The sequence below is a fragment of the Achromobacter sp. GW823-FHT04E03 genome, from assembly GCF_058796095.1.
Map to the genome: position 1 here is coordinate 886,041 of NZ_JBXAIJ010000002.1, position 15,986 is coordinate 902,026.

The following is a 15,986-nucleotide window of genomic DNA, read 5'->3' on the forward strand; positions in this document are numbered from 1 at the left end:
AGATCAGCCCTTGAACAGGCTGTCCTGCATCCCGGCTTCGACCAGTCCTTGCAGCAGTTTTTTCACCGGCGCCGGCAGCGCCATCGACGGCAGTTCATCCGCCGGCACCCAGCGCTCCGGCCTTGCGGACTCGCGCAGCCCGGCTGCGCGCACCGGCACCAGCCAGGGCCGGATGTGCAGGCGGTAGTGCGTGAAGGTGTGGGCGAAGGCCGCCAGCTCGAAGCGCTGTTCAGGCTCCAGGCCCAGCGCGCGGGAAGCGCTGTCGGGGTCTTGCGACACGTCGAATTCGGGCAGGCTCCACAGTCCGCCCCAGATGCCGGGTTCGGGCCGCTGCTGCAGCAGGAAGGCGCCTTGGTGCCGCAGGACCAGCATACAGGTCTCGCGTTCGGGGATCGCCTTGCGCGCCTTGGGCGTGGGCAGTTCGGCCTGGCGGCCTTCGCGCTTGGCCACGCAGCTGTCCGCCACGGGGCAGGCCTCGCACGCGGGCTTGCCGCGCGTGCATAGCGTGGCGCCCAGGTCCATCAGCCCCTGCGTGTAGGCGGCCATGTCCAGGCCGGGCGCGGCCTCGACCTGCGCATCGGCCAGCGCCCATAGCTTCTGTTCGACTTCACGCTTGGCGGGATCGCCGGCGATCCCGAAGTGCCGCGTGAATACGCGTTTGACGTTGCCGTCCAGGATGGGCGAGCGCTCGCCGTAGGCGAACGCGGCGATGGCGGCGGCGGTGGAGCGGCCGATGCCGGGCAGCGTGGCGATGGCTTCGGCCGTGGGCGGGAAACTTCCGCCCCAGTCGCGCGCGATTTCTTGCGCGCAGCGGTGCAGGTTGCGGGCGCGGGCGTAGTAGCCCAGTCCGGCCCAGTAGGGCATCACGTCTTCCTGCGCGGCCGCCGCCAGCGCGGCGACGTCCGGAAAGCGCTGCAGGAAGCGTTCGTAGTAGGGAATGACCGTCGCCACCTGCGTCTGCTGCAGCATGATCTCGGAGAGCCAGATGCGGTAAGGATCCCGGGTGTTTTGCCAGGGGAGATCGTGGCGGCCGTGGCGGCGCTGCCAGTCGACGATACGAGGGGCGAAGTCCATGGCGGCAATTATCGCATCGCCCTATTGCCCGGGTTGGGGCTAGCGGTTACAAACAATGGAAACAGAAGCGCGCCAGCGCCCGCAATTCACGTCCCTTGCTCGCCCGCGTGCGCTTCAAGAGGGTGTCGCGCGTAGCCGGCCGGGGTTCCTGGATCCCTTGGAGTCGACATGAACGCTCCTGTTTCGCCCGCCTTGCGTGCCGCGCTTGAATCCGTCCAGCTGGACGACAAGTACACCCTGGAATCCGGGCGCGCCTGGATGAGCGGCATCCATGCCCTGGTCCGCCTGCCCATGATGCAACGCGTGCGCGATGCGCGCGCCGGCCTGAACACGGCGGGCTTCGTGTCGGGTTATCGCGGCTCTCCGCTGGGCGGCGTGGACCAGAACATGTGGAAGGCGGCCAAGTACCTGAAGGCGCATCACGTCGAGTTCCAGCCGGGCATCAACGAAGACCTGGCCGCCACCGCGGTGTGGGGTTCGCAGCAGGTCAACCTGTTCCCCGGTGCCAAGTACGACGGCGTGTTTGGCATGTGGTACGGCAAGGGGCCTGGCGTGGACCGCTGCGGCGACGTCTTCAAGCACGCGAACGCGGCCGGCACCTCGCGCCACGGCGGCGTGCTGGTGGTGGCGGGCGATGACCACCCCGCAAAGTCTTCGACCCTGCCGCACCAGAGCGACCACATCCTCAAGGCCTGCATGATTCCCGCGCTGTTTCCGTCCAGCGTGCAGGAAGTGCTGGACTACGGCCTGCATGGATGGGCGATGAGCCGCTACGCGGGCGTCTGGGTGGGCATGAAGTGCATCACCGACATCGTCGAAGTCTCGGCTTCCGTGGACGTGGATCCCCATCGCGTGGAGATCCTGCTGCCGCAGGACTTTTTGCTGCCGGCCGACGGCCTGAACATCCGGCTGCCCGACACGCCGCTACAGCAGGAAGCCCGCCTGCTGGACTACAAGCTCTATGCCGCGCTGGCCTATGCCCGCGCCAACAAGCTCAACCGCGAACTCTGGCACGTGCCGCAGCGCGATGCGCGCTTCGGCATCATGACCTCGGGCAAGGCTTATCTGGACACGCGCCAGGCGCTGTCCGACCTGGGGCTGTCCGAGTCCGTATGCCAGCGCATCGGCCTGCGGTTGTTCAAGGTCGGCATGGTCTGGCCGCTGGAATCCACCGGCATGCAGCATTTCGCCGAAGGCCTGGACGAGATCCTGGTGGTCGAGGAAAAGCGCCAGGTGCTGGAGTACCAGCTGAAGGAAGAACTGTTCAGCTGGATCGGCAGCGGCAAGAAGATTCCGCGCGTGGTCGGCAAGTTCGACGACAAGGACGGCGGCGAATGGTCGGTGCCGCAGGGCAACTGGCTGCTGCCGGCGCACTACGAGTTCTCGCCCGCGATGGTCGCGCGCGCCATCGCCGCGCGCCTGCTGCGCTTCGAACTGCCCGAGGACGTGCGCGCCGGCATCGAGGCGCGCCTGGCCTTCATCAGCGGCCGCGAACAGGCGCTGGCGCGTCCGCGCGTGGTCGAAGAGCGCAAGCCCTGGTTCTGTTCGGGCTGTCCGCACAACACCTCGACCCGCCTGCCGGAAGGTTCGCGCGGGATGGCAGGCATAGGCTGCCACTACATGGTCCGCTGGATGGACCGCAGCACCGATGTCTTTACACAGATGGGCGGCGAGGGCGTGCCCTGGGTGGGACAGGCTCCGTTCACCGAGGAAAAGCACGTGTTCGCCAACCTGGGCGACGGTACCTATTTCCATTCGGGCTTGCTGGCCATACGCGCGGCAGTGGCGGCCAAGGTGCCCATTACCTACAAGATCCTGTTCAACGACGCGGTGGCGATGACGGGCGGGCAGCCGGTGGACGGCCCCTTGAGCGTGCCCATGATCAGCAGCCAGGTGGCGGCCGAGGGCATCGAGAAAATCATCGTCGTCACCGACGATCCCGACAAGTACAAGCATGTCGAGGGACTGGCCCCAGGCGTGCCGGTGCGGCATCGCGACGAACTCGACGCGGTCATGCGCGAACTGCGCGAGCATCCCGCGGTATCGGTGCTGATCTATGACCAGACCTGCGCCACCGAGAAGCGCCGCCGCCGCAAGCGCAATGCCTACCCGGATCCGGCCCGCCGCGTGCTCATCAACGAGCGCGTGTGCGAAGGCTGCGGCGATTGTTCACAGAAATCGCACTGCCTGTCGGTGGAACCGCTGGACACCGAGTTCGGCCGCAAGCGCACGATCAACCAGTCCAGCTGCAACAAGGATTTCTCCTGTCTGAAGGGCTTTTGCCCCAGCTTCGTGACGGTGGAAGGCGGCAAGCTCAAGAAGCCGGACGCCCTGGCGCAGGACGGCGCCATCGACGACGACGTGCCGCATCCGGCGGCGCGCGAACTGCATCAGCCCTACGGCGTCTTCATCGCCGGCGTGGGCGGCACGGGCGTGGTCACCATAGGCCAGTTGCTGGGCATGGCCGCGCACCTGGAAGGCAAGGGCTGTTCGGTGCTGGACATGGCGGGCCTGGCGCAAAAGGGCGGCGCGGTGTACTCGCACGTGGTGCTGGCGCAGACGCCGGACCGCCTGCTGAATACGCGGGTCGCCATGGGCGAGGCCGACCTGCTGCTGGCAGGCGATCTGGTCGTGGCCACCAGCGCCGAATCCATGGCGCGGGTGAATCCGGAGCGCACCCGCGTGCTGCTCAACAGCGACACCGCGCCGACCGCGGCCTTCGTCGGCAATCCGGACTGGACGCTGCCGGGCGCCAACCTGACCGCAGACCTGGCGTCCGCCTGCGGCAAGGAGCACCTGGCCACCGTCGATGCCGCCGCATTGGCCCTGGGCTTGCTGGGCGACGCGATCTACTCGAATCCGCTGATGATGGGCTACGCCTACCAGAAGGGCTGGATCCCGCTGTCGCAGCAGGCGCTCTTGCGCGCCATCGAACTGAACGGCCAGCAGGTGCCGAACAACCTGGCAGCCTTTGCCTGGGGCCGCCGCGCCGCGCACGACCTGGCGGACGTGAAGCGCCTGATCGCCAACGGCGGCGCGCCGTCGCGGCCGGAAGGCATCATCGAACTCAAGCGCCCGCGCGCCGCCAGTCCGGTGATGGAACTGAAGAAGCCGACCGGCGAACTGGAGCGGGTGGTGGCGGTGCGCAAGGCTTTCCTGACCGACTACCAGAACCAGGCTTACGCCCTGCAATACACCGAACTGGTGGACAAGGTGGCGCGCGCCGAGCGCGAAGCCACGGGCACCAACCGGCTGGCGCTGGCGGTGGCACGCTACTACTTCAAGCTGATGGCCTACAAGGACGAGTACGAAGTCGCGCGGCTGTATTCGGACGGAGAGTTCCTCAAACGGGTGCAAGCGCAGTTCGAAGGCGACTGGAAGCTGCGTTTCCACCTGGCGCCGCCGCTGTTCGCGCGGCGCGACCAGGAAGGCCGCCTGATCAAGCGCAGCTATGGCCCGGGGATGTTGCGCGTGTTCCGGGTGCTGGCGCGGATGCGGAGATTGCGCGGCACGAAACTGGACCCGTTCGGCTACACGGCCGAGCGCCGCGCCGAACGCGAACTGATCCGCGAGTACCGGGAGACGATCACGGCGATCCTGTCGAAATTGAATCGCGGGAATCTGGATCGTGCAGTGGCGCTGGCGAGCTTGCCCGAGGACATCCGGGGGTACGGGCATGTGAAGGAGGCCGCGATGGAGAGCGTGGCGGCGCGCAGGGAGACGTTGCTGAAGGACTTCAGCGCGACGGTGGTTTCCATCGGAGGAGCGCGGGTGGCTTGAGTTACTCCATGACCCGTCACTCCATGACCCGCCGCGTCTCGCGCGGCAGTTCCCCGAAACGTTCCCGGTAATACTCCGAGAACCTCCCCAGATGTCCGAACCCTACGCCCAGCGCCACTTCGGTGACGCTGGCGCCTGTCTGCGTGCGCAACCGGTTTCTGGCTTCGTCCAGCCGCAGCGCCCGCAGCGCATTCATGGGCGTGGTGTTGCGGTGTTCCTGGAACAGGCGCGTCAGCGCGCTGGCGCTGGCGCCGGCGTGACGGGCGATGTCGGCCAGGGTGAGCGGAGCAGCGAGGCGGTCGCGCATATAGGCTTCGGCGGCGCTCAGGCGGCGCGGGACGGCGGGGGCGATGCCGGCGTGCGCCTGCCAGCTGTTGGGCTGGTTGTAGAGCAGGTGCAGCACCAGCGTGTCTTCCAGGTGCTCCAGCCAGGCCGCGGGCGGACGGGGGGCGCCGTCGTCCAGGGTGGGCAACAGGTGGATCAGGCTTTCGACCATGCTGCGCCAGACGGCGCCCACGGGATTATCCAGGCGCAGGGCGGGGCTGAAATCCAGCGGCCTGGTGGCGGCTTCGCCGAATGCCCGCTGCCCGATGGCTTCGAGCTTGCCGCGGGGGATCTTGAGCAGCAGTTGTTCGCAGCCGGCTTCCCAGTGCAGCTTGAGCGGGCGGTTGGGGGCGATGACCGCGGCGCAGTCGGGGTCGGCGTCGACGCGGTCGTTGCCGCATTCGATACAGGCGCGGCCGCTCAGGGGGACCTGGACCAGCATGAAATCCTGCAGGCGGTCGGGTTCGATGTGGACTTCGGCGCCGTAGCGCAGCGTACAGACCGTCAGCGACCCGAAGCGGCCCCGGTTCAGTTCGGCATCGACGCGGCCACCCTTCCAGGTGAGACGGTGTTCCTTCAGGGCTTCAGATACGAGGGTGCGCGTCTCGTCCTGCTGGGTGGAGCTGAAGACGCGCCGCTTGAACAGCGGCGCAAGCGTAAGTCGGGACCAGCCGTGCATGGATGCCTCCGGGACGGGAACGCTCCCGTGTCACTGCCGAGGGTAATTTAAACGTCAAGGACTTGGAATTAAGTGATTCCCGGATAAGGCTGACGGAATCCGGATAGAGCGGCCCCCTGGCGCGGCCTAATCTAGCCGGCAGGCCCTTCGCGTGCAGGTTGGAGGGCGCCGCCGCGGCGCGTAAGCTGGCGGCGTTGTTCGGCAGCATGCGTTAACCGACGGCAGACGGGTTCTGTCAGCTTTCCGCCGGCATGGCCAGGCGGGGATAACGGGGTGGCTCATGAATCGGAATCTATGGAGCCGGCGCGCGCTGGCTGCGCTGGTGTGCATGACGGCGGCGGCGGGCGCGACGGCGGCGGACAAGGTCAAGGTCGGCTTGCTGACCACGCTGTCGGGGCCGGGCGCGGCGCTGGGCAACGAGATCCGCGACGGCTTCAACCTGGCGCTGCAACATACGGGCGGCAAGCTCGGCGGCTTGCCGGCGGAAGTCGTGGTGGCGGACGACCAGCAGAAGGCGGACACGGGCCGCCAGGCGGTGGAGCGGCTGTTGAAGCGCGACCGCGTGAACGTCATGACGGGCATCGTGTTCTCGAATGTGCTGCTGCCGGTGATGCCGGCCATCCTGCAGTCGGGCACCATCTACCTGAGCACCAATACTGGCCCGGAGAACTATGCGGGCGCAGGCTGTAATCCGAATTTCTTCGCGGTGGCATGGCAGAACGAGGACATCCCGGCCGCGATGGGCAAGTACGCCACAGACCAGGGCTACAAGAGCGTGGCGCTGATCGCGCCGGATTATCCGGGCGGACGCGAATCGCTCAACGGTTTCAAGCGCCTGTACAAGGGCGGGCTGTCCGAAGAGATCTACACCCAGCTGGGGCAGTTGGATTATGGCGTGGAGATCACGCGCCTGCGCGCCAGCAAGCCGGACGCGGTGTTCTTCTTCCTGCCCGGCGGCATGGGCGTGAATTTCATCAAGCAGTTCAACGGCGCCGGCCTGTCCAAGGAGATCGCGCTGCTGGCGCCGGGCTTCTCGGGCGACGAGGACACCATCGCGGCGGTGGGCGCGCCCATCGAGGGCATGCGCAATACCTCGCAGTGGGCCTCGGACCTGGACAACCCCGCCAACCGCAAGTTCGTCGAGGACTTCCGGAAGACCTACAACCGCAGCCCCACGCTGTATGCCTCGCAGGGCTATGACGCGGCCATGTTGCTGGACAGCGCGGTGCGCCAGACCGGCGGCAAGCTGGAGGCGGACGCGCTGCGTCCGGCGCTGCGGCGCGCGGACTTCAAGTCGGTGCGCGGCGATTTCAAGTTCAACCGCAACCAATATCCGGTGCAGAACTATTACCTGCGCATCGTCGAGGCCGGGGCGGGGGGCAAGTTGTCCAATAAGCTGTCGGGCACGGTGCTGACCCAGTATCAGGACCCTTTCGCTGCAGCCTGCCAGATGAAGTAGGGCGGACATCCGCAACAAGGAGATACGTATGACCCAGAACATTACGACGCGCGAAGTGACGGTGGCCTCGCATGACGGCAAGTCCTTCGGCGCCTATCTGGCCGTGCCGGCGTCCGGGCATGGCCCGGGCCTGGTGCTGTGCCAGGAGATCTTCGGCGTGAACGATTTCATGCGCCGCGCGGCGCAGCTGCTGGCCGAGGAAGGTTATGTGGTGCTGGTGCCGGACCTGTTCTGGCGCCAGCAGCCGGGCATCCAGCTGACCGATGGCCCGGCCGACATGCCGCGCGCCTTCGAGCTTTACCAGAAATTCGACGTAGAGCTGGGCCTGAAGGACATCGCGTCCACCATCGCCGCGCTGCGCGGGCTGCCTGAGCAGCAGGGCGGGGTGGGCGTGCTGGGCTACTGCCTGGGCGGCAAGCTGGCCTACCTGGCCGCCTGCCGCACCGACGTGGACGTGGCCATCGGCTACTACGGCGTAGGCATCGAGAACAGCCTGGACGAAGCGGCGCAACTGCGCGGCCGGCTGGTGCTGCACATCGCCGAGCAGGACGGCTTCTGTCCGCCCGAGGCGCGTCAGCGCATCCTGGAAGCGCTGGGCAACAAGCCCGGGGTGCAGATCTACGTCTACCCGGGCATGGACCATGCGTTCGCGCGCACGGGCGGGGACCATTACGACAAGCCTTCGGCGCTGATGGCGCATCAGCGCAGCATGGCGGCCTTGCAGCGCGCCATCGGGCCGGAGTTCGACTATTCGTACTTGTGGGACAAGCACTGCGAGTACGAATTCGGCACGCGCGATGTGGCGGCGACCATGGCGACCATGGTCGCCGAACCCTACGTTAACCACATCCCCACCATGACCGGGGGCGTGGGCCACAAAGAGCTGAGCCGCTTCTACCAGCATCACTTCGTCAACAGCAATCCGCCGGATACGCGCCTGGTGCCGCTGTCGCGCACGGTGGGCGCCACGCAGATCGTGGACGAGCTGCTGTTCTGCTTCACGCACACCACCGAGATCGACTGGCTGCTGCCGGGCGTGAAGCCCACGGGCAAGTACGTGGAGATTCCGCTGATCGCCATCGTCAAGTTCCGCGGCGACAAGCTCTATCACGAGCACATCTATTGGGACCAGGCCAGCGTGCTGGTGCAGGTGGGCCTGCTGGACCCCAAGGGCCTGCCCGTGGCCGGTCGCGAGACCGCTGCCAAGCTGCTGGACGAGACCCTGCCGTCGAACACGTTGATGGCGCGCTGGAAAGAAAGCGAGAACAAGTAGGAGCCGGACATGTCATACACCGAAGAGCAATTGGCCGCGATGGTGCGCGGCGACAGCGTGCACCGCGGCGTCTACACCGACCCCGCCATCTTCGACCTGGAGATGCAGCGGATCTATGGCCGCGCCTGGATCTACGTGGGGCACGAAAGCCAGGTGCCCAAGACGGGCGACTACCACACCACGCGCCTGGGCGACCAGGACGTGCTGATGGTGCGCGCCACCGACGGCCGCGTGCATGTGCTGTACAACCGCTGCCCGCACAAGGGCGCCAAGGTAGTGGCCGACGGCGAGGGCTGCGTCGGCAAGTTCTTCCGCTGCCCCTACCACGCCTGGACCTTCAAGCTGGATGGCAGCCATCTGGGCGTGCCGTTGAAGCAGGGGCTGGAGGGTACGGCCTACGATCCCGCCGATCCGTCCTTTTCGATGCGCCGGGTGGCGCGCGTGGAAAGCTATCGCGGCTTCGTGTTCGCCAGCCAGGCCAAGGACGGCCCGGCGCTGGAAGACTTCCTGGGCGGCGTGCGCTCGTCGATCGACAATCTCTGCGACCGTTCGCCGGTGGGCGAGGTGGAAGTGGCCGGTGGCATCTTCCGCGTCATGCAGCGTTCCAACTGGAAGGTGTTCTACGAGAACCTGCACGACACCATGCATGCCCGCGTCACGCATGAATCGTCGTATGCCGCGGCCCGCGACGAAGCCAAGGAAATGGGCGAGATGCCGCTGGAGCTGCACATCATGGACGGCAACGGCGAACCCTACGAATTCTGGGAAAAGCTGGAGCTGCGCGCCTATCCCAACGGCCACGGCTACATGGAAGGCATCTTCAATCCGGGCGCGGCCGAGCGCGACCCGGTGTCGCGCGCGCATTTCGAAACCCTGACCGCCGCCTATGGCGAGACGCGCGCCCGCGAGATCCTGGGCATGAACCGCCACAACACGGTGATCTACGGCAGCGGCTCGCCCCACACGGTGTTCCAGCAGTTCCGCGTTATCCGACCCATCGCCGTCGACCGCACCATGATCGAGATCCAGACCTTCCGCTGCAAGGGCGCGCCGGACGGCGTTTTCAAGCGCGCCATGCTGTACGCCAACGTCATCAACTCGCCTTCGTCCAACGTCATGCCGGACGACATCGAACTCTACAACCGCTGCCAGGAAGGCAACGCCACGAGAGGCGGCGAATGGGTCAGCATGCACCGCTACCACGGCAGCGACCGCAGCGATAGCGAAGGCCTGGTGTCGGTCAACGGCACCAGCGAGCTGCCCATGCGCAACCAGTTCGACGCCTGGAAGACCTATATGGAAGCCGGCCCCGCCGCCGCCGAAGCCGCCACCGGAGACCGCTCATGCTGCTAGACCTTGATTTCGACGTGAGCACGGAAGGCCTGTCGCCGGCAGAGGTCCCGGCCGACGCCTATCACCGCATCGCGCAGTTCCTGTACCGCGAGGCCCGCCTGCTGGACGAACGCCGCTACGACGACTGGCAGGCGCTGTGGACCGCCGACGGCATGTACTGGATGCCGCGCACGCCGGGCCAGCAGAGCCCCTACGACCACATCTCGCTGTTCTGGGAAGACCGCATGCTGCGCGACGTGCGCATCCGCCGGCTGGAGCATCCGCGCAACTGGTCGCAGCAGCCGCCCACGCGCAGCGCGCGGCTGGTGGGTGCGGTGGAGATCGAGGGCGTGGACGCCGGCGGTAATCTGGTGGTGCATTCCACCTTCCAGATGACCGAATGGCGCAAGCGCCAGCCGCGCCAATTGGCGGGCCGCTATACCCACAAGCTGGCCGCCGAGGGCGACAGCTGGCGTATCCGCATGAAGCGGGTGGATCTGGTCAATTGCGACGACGTGCACGACGTGTTCGAGGTGTTCGTGTGACTGCGACCGACGCCGCGGTGCTGGCGCTGCACTTCCAGAACGACGTGCTGCACCCCGAGGGCAAGATCCGTGTCGGCCTGGATGCGGACAGCGGGGCGCGCCAGCGCCTGCTGGACAACGCGGCGGCCCTGCTGGCGGGGGCGCGGGCGCATGATCTGCCCATCGTGCACGTGCGCATCGCATTCCGGCCGGATTACGCCGACCTGATGGCCAATTGCCCCATCTTCCGCAACGTGGCCGCCATCGGCGCGGTGCCGGAGGGGCAGTGGGGCAGCGCGTTTTACGAGGGGCTGCAGCCGCTGGCCGGCAGCGCGCGCGAGTTCGTGGTGAAGCACACCCGCATCAGCGCCTTCTACGGCACGCCGCTGGAAGAGACCCTGCGGCACTTGGGCGCGCGTCGGCTGGTGGTGGCAGGCGTCGCCACGCATTCGGTGGTGGAGGGCACGGTGCGCCATGCGGCCGACATCGGCTTCGAGGTCATGGTGGCGCAGGACGCCTGCGCGTCCGCCGACCCGGCGGTGCACGACGCGTCGCTGGCCAGCATGCGCCTGATTGCGCAAACCGGGCCGGTGGCGGAAGCTGTGCGCTGGGCCGCCGCGCCTCATTGATCAAGGATTCATCATGGATTTCACAGGCTTTCCCGGGCTGGCCGGCAAGACCGCCATCGTCACTGGCAGCACCCAGGGACTGGGCGCGGACATCGCGCGCGGCCTGGCCGCGGCTGGCGTCAACGTGGTGCTGGTCGGGCGTAACGCCGAGGCCGGCCGCAAGCTCGAAGACGAGCTGGACGGCCGTGCGCTGTACTGCGAAACCGACATCGGGCAGGACGCGCAGATACAGCGCTGCATCGACGCTGCCGTGGCGCGTTTCGGACGGCTGGATATCCTGGTCAACAACGCTTGCCAGTACGCGGACCGGGGCCTGGCCTCGTCGCGCGAGGAATGGCACAACACGCTGGACACCAACCTGGTGTCGGCGGCCATCTTCACGCAACTGGCTGCGCCGCTGCTGCCGCGCGGCGGCGTGGTGGTGAACATGGGCAGCACCGGCGGCAAGTTCGGCGCGGCCGGGCGTGCGCTTTATCCGGCGTCCAAGGCGGCGCTGCTGCAGATCACCAAGAACTTCGCGGTGGAGCTGGCGCCGGCCGGCGTGCGCGTGCTGGCGGTGTCGCCGGCCTGGACCTGGTCGCCGTCGGTGGAACAGTTGTCGGGCGGTTCGCGTCCGGCGGCGGACGCGGTGGGCGCGCATTTCCATCCGCTGGGGCGGGTAGGGTCGGGCGAGGAGATCGCCGCGGCGGTGTGCTTCGCCTGCTCCGACGCGGCTTCGTGGATGACGGGTGTGGACATACCCGTGGACGGCGGCTTTTCCATCCTGGGGCCGGACCGCGGCATTTCGCCGCGCGCCTGGTTCAAGGAGCTGGCGCCCTGAGGGCGCCAGCGGGCAGGGTCAGCGGATGACGATCTGTCCTTCTTCGACGGCGGCCTTGCCGCCGATCTGGTCTTCCAGGAATTCCTGCACCTTGTTGCCCACCTGAATCGTCGCGCCGCCGCAGAAGCGGCGCGCGGCCTGGATGGTGGCGCTGGCCAGGGGCTGCAGGTCCAGCACCAGCTGGGCTTCCTCCGCGTCCAGCGCCAGCAGGTCCTGGCTGAGCTTGACGTGGGTGTTGCGGGCGCGGTCGGCTACGTCGCCCGGGGCGCGTTGAGGATTGGCCTTCAGGAACATCAGCAGTTGCTCCAGCTTGGATTTTTCCTCGTGCATCTTCTGGCGCTTGCGCGCCAATGCCGAACGCTTGATGTCGGCATGCGGATCCAGGCCGGCCTGCACCAGCGTCGGGATGCCCGAGGGCGAACCAATGGTGCCGGCGCGTACGGCCTGCATGGCGCGGGTCTGGCCGCCGGTGATGGCGCTTTGCTGGGTGTTGGGCGGGCCGACGTTGACGCTGCCGCCGGCCGCGATGCTGCTCTGGCGGATTTCGCGCTCCACGTCTACGTCCTTGCCTGCACTGATGACGGCGTTTTCGATGAACTTGGCGCGCAGTGCGCCGCCACAGACGACGCGCGCGGTGCGCGCGGCGGCGGTGGCGTCTTGCAGGGCTTCGGCCAGGCCGATGATGCCACCCTTGACCGTGACGTTGCCGCCGGCCTCGACCAGCGCAGCTTCCATGGTGCCGTTGACCATCACGTCGCCCGTCACGTGGACTTCCATGGTGGCGGCGATGTCGCCGCGCACCAGCAGCGAGCCTTCGAAATGGATGTTGCCGGTGCTGAGGTTGACGGCGTCGACTTCGACCAGCGGATTGACCTGCACGCCGTGGCTGACCAGGGTGGGCGTACCGGCGATGGTGGCGCGCAGCAGCAGCGGATCTTCCGGGTCGACGGCGGCGCCGGACAGGTCGCTGGCGAACGGCGTGTCAGGCAGTTCGTTGGGCAGGATCGGTTCGCCCAGCACGGTGCTGCCGTCCACGCCGGGCAGGGGCGGCGTGCGCCGCATCAGCGGCATGCCGGGCGTGACCAGGAGCAGGCTGCCGAGGTCGCGGTAGTCGACCTGGGCCAGTTCGTCGATATCCTGGCCGCGGGGCTTGAGGCGGTCCAGCAGGCTTTCGAAGCGCGTCGGGGTGCCGCGGGTGGGCGGCGTGCCGCGGGCGATCTGCGTGGTTTCGCGGCGGCCCTGCGTGACGGCGTCGATCAGCTCCTGTTCCAGGATGCCGTGGACAATGCCGCGTTCGGCCAGCACCTGGCGCACGGCTTCCAGCGTGACGGGCTTGCCGCCCTTGGGCGGGAGCAGGGTCAGCAGGGCGGACATGCGCTCGGCGTCCAGTTCCAGCTCTAGTGAGCCGTCGATGACCTGGCCGACCGGGGCCTTCACGGTTTCGTTGGCGTGGCGGCACAGGTCGATGAAGGTCAGGACGGCCTGGCTGTCCAGCGCCTCGGCACCCCAGCCCTGAGCGACGGCCGCCGCTGCCAGGGTGTCCCAGCTGGGCAGGTCGGCATTGACGTTGGGACGCGGTTCGTCGTCGTCGACCGCGACGCTGACCTCGGTGTCCAGGGCGGTTGCGCCGTCTGTCTCGGCTGGCGAGGCGGGCGCCAGGGCGGAATCCGCCGAGTCGGGACGCGCGGGCGGCGTGTAGACCGCCGTCAGGACGTTGGTCGTGGCGTCCAGCGTCAGCCGGAGCGTGTTTTCTGCGTCCATCTTGCCTCTCTCCAGCCTGGTGTTTCTGCCAGGTGAAATTATTTGGTAATCATAGGAAATATTAAGTCATATTCTATCCCAAGCGTTATAGGCTACTGGAAAGTAGGTGGGGCAAATTCCGCCGCATGCCCTAGTTCTGCCCCTGTTTGCCCCTGGGATGGCGACCGTCCGGGCAGGACTAGGGCGTCGGTACTAGCGACAAAAGGGCGTTGCCGCAGCAGCATAGGAGCTCGATTCCGCGTCTTCGGACGCCGCCGGAGCCGCCCATGCACCGCCATCCCTGTCCCGTCCTGCCGGCCCTGCGCGCCTTCGCGGCGCGCGCCGCGGGCATGGCGGCGCTGGCGGCCCTGGTGAGCGGCGTTCTGGCCCTGGCGCCCGCCGGTTCCGCCCAGGCGGCCGACATCTATCGCTACAAGGATCCGTATGGCGTGTGGCGGTCGATGAAGGTGCCCACGGGTTACGCCAAGTATTACAAGCGGGCGCAGGCCAGGACCGCCTGGCGCGGCAGCAGCATGAAGGTCTGTCTGGACTGCGAGCCCAAGTCCGGCGATGGCGCGCGCCTGGTGACGCTGGCCTCTGCCTCGCGCGCGCAGCGTTGGGAAGACCTGAAGGTGCCGCAGGCGCATGACGGGCTGATTGCCCGGGCGGCCCGGGAGTCGGGCGTGGACCAGGCCTTGCTCAGGGCCGTGATCGCAATCGAATCGGGCTTTCGCAGCGATGCGCGTTCGCCCAAGGGGGCGTTGGGCCTGATGCAACTGATGCCGGCCACCGCGGCGCCGCTGCTTTCAGTGGCTGACGTGGAGACGGCGCTGGTGGATCCGGCGACCAATGTGAACGCGGGCTCGCGCCATCTGCGCCGGCTGATCGACCAGTATCCGGGCCGGCTGGATCTGGCGCTGGCGGCCTATAACGCGGGGGAAGGGGCGGTGCGCAAATATGACGCCGTGCCGCCCTATGCGGAGACCCAGGCGTACGTGCGGGATGTGACCGCCTTGTACGAGCACTACAAGGCGCCTTGAAGGGGAGCGGCCGCGGGCCGGCTCCCCGGCGTCGTTACATGGACGCGAAGACCTTTTCGGCGATGTCCAGGGTGGACTTGATCACCGCGTCGTCGTGCGTGGCCGAGACAAAGCCCGCTTCGAAGGCGGACGGCGCGAAGTGCACGCCGTGGTCCAGCATGGCATGGAAGAAGCGATTGAACGCCGCCGTGTCGCAGGCCGAGACTTCGGCGAACGAGGTCGGGACCTTATCGCTGAAGTAGATGCCGAACATGCCGCCCACCGAGTCGGCCGAGAAGGCCAGGCCCGCGGCGCGGGCGCGTTCCTGCAGGCCCTGGGCCAGCTTGGCGGTCTGGGCCGACAGCTTGTCGTAGAAACCCGGCGCGGCAATCAGGCGCATCGTGGCCAGGCCCGCGGCCACGGCCACCGGGTTGCCCGACAGCGTGCCGGCCTGATAGACGCCGCCCAGCGGGGCGATGTGCTTCATGATCTCGGCGCTGCCGCCGAAGGCGCCCACCGGCATGCCGCCGCCGATCACCTTGGCCAGCGTGGTGATGTCGGGCTTGACGCCGGTCAGGCCTTGCACGCCTTGCGGGCCGACGCGGAAACCGGTCATGACTTCGTCGAAGATCAGCAGCGCGCCGTGCTGCGTGCAGACCTCGCGCAGGCCTTCCAGGAAGCCAGGGGCCGGCTTGATCAGGTTCATGTTGCCGGCGACCGGCTCGACGATGATGCAGGCGATGTCGGCGCCATGCTGGGCGAAAGCCTCGCGCACGGCGTCCAGGTTGTTGTATTCCAGGGTCAGCGTGTGCGAAACGAATTCCGGCGGCACGCCGGCCGAGCTGGGGTTGCCGAAGGTCAGCAGGCCCGAGCCCGCCTTCACCAGCAGGCTGTCCGAATGGCCGTGGTAGCAGCCTTCGAACTTCACGATCTTGGCGCGGCCGGTGGCGCCGCGGGCCAGGCGGATGGCCGTCATGGTCGCTTCGGTGCCCGAGCTGACCAGGCGCACCTGCTCCAGCGAGGGCAGGCGCGAGATCAGCACTTCGGCCAGCTCGATTTCCGCTTCGGTGGGAGCGCCGAAGGACAGGCCGTTGACCGCCGCGTCCTGCACGGCGCGCACCACTTCAGGATGCGAATGGCCGAGGATGGCCGGGCCCCAGGAACCGACGTAGTCGATGTACTGCTTGTCTTCCGCGTCCCACACGTACGGGCCCTGCGCGCGCTTGATGAAGCGCGGCGTGCCGCCCACGGAGCGGAAGGCGCGCACGGGCGAGTTGACGCCGCCGGGGATGCTGCGGCAGGCGCGTTCGAAAAGCTGAGCGTTACTGGACAT

At 67.6% G+C, this 15,986-nt stretch carries 12 protein-coding genes; 8 read left to right on the forward strand and 4 right to left on the reverse strand.

Features of this window, described 5'->3' with window-relative positions; genetic code table 11:
* Nucleotides 1–3 precede the first annotated feature (3 nt).
* Nucleotides 4–1,074 (reverse strand): A/G-specific adenine glycosylase, encoded by a 1,071-nt coding sequence (gene mutY / locus AC1RHV_RS15485; RefSeq protein WP_199728357.1) that lies wholly within the window; start codon nucleotides 1,072–1,074, stop codon nucleotides 4–6.
* Between the two features lie 168 nt (nucleotides 1,075–1,242).
* Here mutY and AC1RHV_RS15490 point away from each other — a divergent pair, with 168 nt between their 5' ends.
* Entirely contained in the window at nucleotides 1,243–4,854 is a 3,612-nt protein-coding gene (locus tag AC1RHV_RS15490; protein ID WP_192352991.1) for an indolepyruvate ferredoxin oxidoreductase family protein, read from the forward strand.
* Nucleotides 4,855–4,870: 16 nt separating this feature from the next.
* Here the strand turns inward: AC1RHV_RS15490 and AC1RHV_RS15495 are convergent, their stop codons facing one another.
* Nucleotides 4,871–5,857 carry an AraC family transcriptional regulator gene (locus tag AC1RHV_RS15495; protein WP_119452194.1) on the reverse strand — a complete coding sequence of 329 codons (987 nt, stop codon included), beginning with the start codon at nucleotides 5,855–5,857 and terminating at the stop codon, nucleotides 4,871–4,873.
* A gap of 280 nt (nucleotides 5,858–6,137) precedes the next feature.
* Here AC1RHV_RS15495 and AC1RHV_RS15500 point away from each other — a divergent pair, with 280 nt between their 5' ends.
* Genes AC1RHV_RS15500 through AC1RHV_RS15525 form a run of 6 tightly spaced genes read left to right on the forward strand, consistent with a single transcriptional unit; the run spans nucleotide 6,138 to nucleotide 11,894 of the window.
* Entirely contained in the window at nucleotides 6,138–7,316 is a 1,179-nt protein-coding gene (locus tag AC1RHV_RS15500; RefSeq protein ID WP_054459409.1) for an ABC transporter substrate-binding protein, read from the forward strand.
* A 28-nt stretch (nucleotides 7,317–7,344) separates the two neighbouring features.
* A complete protein-coding gene (locus tag AC1RHV_RS15505; protein ID WP_054459407.1) occupies nucleotides 7,345–8,589 on the forward strand; it encodes a dienelactone hydrolase family protein in 1,245 nt (414 codons plus the stop codon).
* Between the two features lie 9 nt (nucleotides 8,590–8,598).
* A complete protein-coding gene (locus tag AC1RHV_RS15510; protein WP_054459406.1) occupies nucleotides 8,599–9,942 on the forward strand; it encodes an aromatic ring-hydroxylating dioxygenase subunit alpha in 1,344 nt (447 codons plus the stop codon).
* The gene (locus AC1RHV_RS15515; protein WP_054459404.1) at nucleotides 9,933–10,466 is read left to right on the forward strand and encodes an aromatic-ring-hydroxylating dioxygenase subunit beta; all 534 of its coding nucleotides are present in this window, start codon (nucleotides 9,933–9,935) and stop codon (nucleotides 10,464–10,466) included. The genes AC1RHV_RS15510 and AC1RHV_RS15515 overlap by 10 nt, the downstream gene beginning before the upstream one ends.
* Entirely contained in the window at nucleotides 10,463–11,074 is a 612-nt protein-coding gene (locus AC1RHV_RS15520; protein WP_492301257.1) for a cysteine hydrolase family protein, read from the forward strand. Before AC1RHV_RS15515 ends, AC1RHV_RS15520 begins: the two co-directional genes overlap by 4 nt.
* A gap of 13 nt (nucleotides 11,075–11,087) precedes the next feature.
* Nucleotides 11,088–11,894, forward strand: a complete 807-nt coding sequence (locus tag AC1RHV_RS15525; protein ID WP_054459400.1) for an SDR family oxidoreductase — start codon at nucleotides 11,088–11,090, stop codon at nucleotides 11,892–11,894.
* Nucleotides 11,895–11,912: 18 nt separating this feature from the next.
* Here AC1RHV_RS15525 and AC1RHV_RS15530 read toward each other — a convergent pair whose 3' ends face one another.
* A complete protein-coding gene (locus AC1RHV_RS15530; RefSeq protein ID WP_119452195.1) occupies nucleotides 11,913–13,655 on the reverse strand; it encodes a flagellar assembly protein A in 1,743 nt (580 codons plus the stop codon).
* 266 nt (nucleotides 13,656–13,921) lie between these two features.
* On the opposite strand from AC1RHV_RS15530, the gene AC1RHV_RS15535 reads away from it, so the two are divergent.
* Nucleotides 13,922–14,674 carry a lytic transglycosylase domain-containing protein gene (locus AC1RHV_RS15535; protein ID WP_054459396.1) on the forward strand — a complete coding sequence of 251 codons (753 nt, stop codon included), beginning with the start codon at nucleotides 13,922–13,924 and terminating at the stop codon, nucleotides 14,672–14,674.
* Nucleotides 14,675–14,708: 34 nt separating this feature from the next.
* Here AC1RHV_RS15535 and hemL read toward each other — a convergent pair whose 3' ends face one another.
* Nucleotides 14,709–15,986, reverse strand: coding sequence for a glutamate-1-semialdehyde 2,1-aminomutase (gene hemL / locus AC1RHV_RS15540; RefSeq protein WP_054459395.1), 1,278 nt, complete (start codon nucleotides 15,984–15,986; stop codon nucleotides 14,709–14,711).